A 4,008-nucleotide genomic window follows, 5' to 3' on the forward strand; every position below is an offset into this window, starting at 1 on the left:
TGCCTATACAGAGGACAGCATCTGGCGGAACCGGGCCGAATTCGTCTCGGGCCGCGGCGAGATCGTCGGCTTCCTCAAGCGCAAATGGGCGCGCGAGTTGGATTACCGCCTCATCAAGGAGGTCTGGACCTGGAACGAGAATCGCATCGCAGTGCGCTTCGCCTATGAATGGCGCGATGACAGCGGGCATTGGTTCCGTTCCTACGGCAATGAGAACTGGGAGTTCGACGAGGCAGGCCTGATGCGCCGCCGCGTGGCAAGCATCAACGACCTGCCGATCACCGAGCGCGAGCGGAAATATCACTGGCCGCTCGGCCGCCGGCCGGACGACCATCCCGGCCTCTCGGAGCTCGGGCTTTAGAGCATGACCCCAAGAAGTGTGTAGCGGGTTTTGGAAAAGATCATGCTCAACCAGGAACACTAAGCATGCGACGGATCGCGCCAGATCGCGACCAGTTGCTGGGGATCATTGCGGAAGTCTTCCGCGAGCATGGCTATGAAGGCGCCAGCCTGGTCCTGATCGGCGAAGCGACGGGGCTCGGCAAAGGAAGCCTCTACCACTTCTTTCCCGGCGGCAAGGAAGAGATGGCGAGAGCCGTCATTGCCCATATCGACGGCTGGTTCGAGGAGAATGTCTTCGCGCCGTTAAGCGACAGCAGCGATCCGCTGGCGGGGATCGAGCATATGCTCGCGGGGACGGACAGCTATTTCCGCTCGGGGCGGCGCGTTTGCCTGATCGGTGCCTTCGCGCTCGATGAATCGCGCGATCTCTTCGCCGACCAGATAAGGGATTATTTCGGCCGCTGGGTCACGCACCTTGCCGGCGCTCTGGAGCGCTCCGGGCACCGAGCGGGCGAAGCCGGCGAGTTGGCCGAGGAAGCCGTCGCCGCCATCCAGGGAGCGCTCACGCTTGCCCGCGCCGCCAATGATCTCGATGTGTTTTCAAGGGCCTTGCGCCGATTGAGGATGCGGCTTGGGCTGCCGGCCAAGACTTAACCAAAGCCCTACAAAGGTTCGAAGCGGAAGCCGGTTCCAGTTCGGGAAACCCGGCCGACGCCCGGCGAATCGAGATGCGCTCCCGCCACGCACCAGCCGTTGTCGGCGGCAAGCCCCAAGATGCGCAGCCGGGTTGCCCGCGCCTGTTCCTGGTCGGCGTCGAATTCCCATGCGACCTCCGGCCGTTCGAACTGCAGCGATGGCACATGCACGAGGTCGCCCCAGACCAGCAATGTCTCGCCGCGGCTCGTGACACGAAAGCCGGTGTGGCCGATTTCGTGGCCGGCAGCGGCGACCGCCTCTATGTTCGCGCTCAGGCTCTGTCCGGGGTCCAAAGGTTCTGTCCGATCATGGAAGCGGCTCAATCTCGCTACCGACCGGAACATGTCGAGTTCGGTTCGAGGGACAAGCAAGCGGGAGAGCTGCGGGAAGCCGTCGCGACCATCGGCAAGGACAAGCCCATGGATATGGTCGAGATGCGTGTGGGTGAAGGCAACCGTGCGTATCCGATCGACGGCGATCTTCGCCTCGCTCAGAGCCTGCGGCAGAAAACCCATCGTCGGGTGCCAGGCGTTCGAGGAGCCCGTATCGATCAGCGTGATGTCTTGGCCGTCGTCGATGGCAAAGGCATTGACCGACAATCTGAGCGCGCCTTCGAAGAGCGGTACCTGCGACGGGAGATCGTTGCCGAATGGCTCGCCTCCCGGCTTATGCAGCCGCCGGACCGGCATGTCGACATAACCGTCGCGCAGTGAGGTGACAGTCAAGTCGCCGATTTTGTAAGCCGTGTGATGGGGTCCGGCTGAAATTCGTTCCAATGCCTGCTCTCTATCCAGTTACAAATCCGGATCGACGTTCGACTAGATCATTTCCAGGCCGCGCTTGCGTGTCGGCGGCGGGAAGGCGCGGTCGAGATCGGCGAAATCCTGCGCCGTCAGCTCGATGTCGAGCGCGGCCGCATTCTGGCGCACATGCTCCTGGCGGCCAGCTTTCGGGATGGCGATGACGCCCGGTTGCGCCATCGCCCAGGCGAGCGCGATCTGCGCGGCGGTGGCGTTGTGGCGCGTGGCTACGGCTTCGAGCCCAGCGTTGCGCGCGAGCGCACCCTGCTCCACCGGCGAATAAGCCATCAGCGGGATGCCGCGCTCCGCGCACCACGGGGCCAGATCGAATTCAGGGCCTCGGCGCGAAAGATTGTAGAGCACCTGATTGGTCTGCACATTGCCGCCGGACGGCAGACCGACAAGGTCTTCCATCTCGTCGGTGTCGAAATTGCTGACGCCCCAGTGGCGGATCTTGCCTTCAGCCTTCAGGGCCTCGAAGGCTTCAACGGTTTCGGACAGTGGCACGCTGCCCGGCCAATGCAGCAGATAGAGATCGATGCGATCGGTGGAAAGCCGCTTCAGGCTGCTCTCGCAGGCGCGCTTGACGCCGGCGCGCGAGGCGTTGGAGGGCAGCACCTTGGAGACCAGGAAAGTCTCGTCGCGGCGCGCGGCGATCGCCTCCGCCACCACTTCCTCGGCGCCGCCGCCGGCATACATCTCCGCCGTGTCGATCAGCGTGATGCCAAGGTCGAGCCCGAGCTTCAGCGCCGCCACCTCATCTGCGCGGTGGCGCCGGTCCTCGCCCATCTTCCAGGTGCCCTGACCCAGCACCGGAACGGCTTCGCCGGACGGCAGCTTCAGGGTTCTGATCGACGCGGGCATGGCTTTCTCCGTAGGATGCCGGATGGCAGCACAGCCTTGGCCGGAAATCCAGACCGAAGGCTCGTGGCTGCCTGGATTTCTGAGGCTGCCCGCCCGCGGTGGCTACTTCGCCGGATGCTTGGCAAGCCAGTCCTGCATCTGCTTGATCTCGGCCTCCTGGGCCGTGACCACGCCTTCGGCGAGCTTGCGGATTTCCGGGTCCTTGCCGTTGGCGATCACCACCTTGGCCATGTCGATGGCGCCCTGGTGATGCGGAATCATGCCGCGGACGAAGTCGACATCGGCATTGCCGCTGTATTTGATCGCCATGTCCTTGTGCATCTTCTTCATCGCCGCCTCATAGCCCGTCGTGGCCGGGCTCTGGGCGCCCATCCCCATCTTGGACATGTCGTGCTTCATCTCCTCGGACGAGGCCGGCACGCTTTCGAGGAAGACGGCAAGCAGCATTCCCGCCGCCATCAAAAGCAGCACGATTTTCTTGGCCAAGGTCATCAAGGTCTCCTTCTGTTGGATAGCGTATCTGGGGGCTTTGCTCAGAGTTTCAATGTTCTCAGCCGCAAGGCATTGGCGATGACCGACACCGACGACAGGCTCATCGCCGCCGCGGCGATCATCGGCGACAGCAACGTGCCGGTGAGCGGATAGAGCACGCCGGCGGCGACCGGCACGCCGAGCACGTTGTAGAGGAAGGCGAAGAACAGGTTCTGGCGGATGTTGCGGATCGTCGCCTGGGCCAATGTGCGCGCCCTGACGATGCCGTTCAAATCGCCCTTGACCAGCGTGATGCCGGCGCTTTCGACCGCGACATCGGCGCCGGTGCCCATGGCGATGCCGACATCGGCGGCGGCCAGCGCCGGCGCGTCGTTGACGCCGTCGCCGGCCATGGCGACGACAGCGCCCTTGCCGCGCAGCTCTTCCACCAGCGCGCTCTTGCCGTCCGGCAGCAGGCCGGCTCGGATATCGTCGATGCCGAGCCTGCCGGCGATGGCTTTGGCAGTGCGCTCATTGTCGCCAGTAGCCATGATGATCTTCAGCCCCTTGTCATGCAGCGCCTTGATCGCCTCGGCCGTCGTTGCCTTTACGGGATCGGCGACAGCGACGATGCCGGCGAAGCCCCCGTCGACGGCCACGAACATGGCCGTCTTGCCGTCGGCCTGCAGCGCCTCGGCCCCGGCCGCCGACGTTCCGACGCCCAGATCCGCCATCATCGCCGCGTTGCCGAGCGCGACCTTCCGGCCCGACACCATGCCCGAAACGCCCTTGCCGGTGACGGCTTCGAAATCGACGGCATCGGCCAGCTTCAGAC

Annotated in this window: 6 protein-coding genes; 2 read left to right on the forward strand and 4 right to left on the reverse strand. The window is 64.3% G+C overall.

Going from position 1 to position 4,008, the window contains the following annotated elements; genetic code table 11:
- Positions 1-361, forward strand: a 361-nt coding sequence (locus EOD07_RS25320; protein ID WP_127237361.1) for a DUF1348 family protein, incomplete at its 5' end; no start/stop codon positions are given.
- Between the two features lie 65 nt (positions 362-426).
- The gene (locus EOD07_RS25325; protein ID WP_127237362.1) at positions 427-996 is read left to right on the forward strand and encodes a TetR/AcrR family transcriptional regulator; all 570 of its coding nucleotides are present in this window, start codon (positions 427-429) and stop codon (positions 994-996) included.
- Between the two features lie 8 nt (positions 997-1,004).
- Here the strand turns inward: EOD07_RS25325 and EOD07_RS25330 are convergent, their stop codons facing one another.
- From EOD07_RS25330 to EOD07_RS25345, 4 genes are all read right to left on the reverse strand, one after another.
- The gene (locus EOD07_RS25330) at positions 1,005-1,763 is read right to left on the reverse strand and encodes an MBL fold metallo-hydrolase (RefSeq protein ID WP_245470470.1); all 759 of its coding nucleotides are present in this window, start codon (positions 1,761-1,763) and stop codon (positions 1,005-1,007) included.
- Between the two features lie 93 nt (positions 1,764-1,856).
- The gene (locus EOD07_RS25335; protein WP_127237364.1) at positions 1,857-2,702 is read right to left on the reverse strand and encodes an aldo/keto reductase; all 846 of its coding nucleotides are present in this window, start codon (positions 2,700-2,702) and stop codon (positions 1,857-1,859) included.
- 102 nt (positions 2,703-2,804) lie between these two features.
- Positions 2,805-3,194, reverse strand: coding sequence for a DUF305 domain-containing protein (locus tag EOD07_RS25340; protein WP_127237365.1), 390 nt, complete (start codon positions 3,192-3,194; stop codon positions 2,805-2,807).
- Positions 3,195-3,235: 41 nt separating this feature from the next.
- Positions 3,236-4,008, reverse strand: a 773-nt coding sequence (locus EOD07_RS25345) for an HAD-IC family P-type ATPase (protein WP_127237366.1), incomplete at its 5' end; no start/stop codon positions are given.

Source organism: Mesorhizobium sp. M2C.T.Ca.TU.002.02.1.1, from assembly GCF_003997225.1.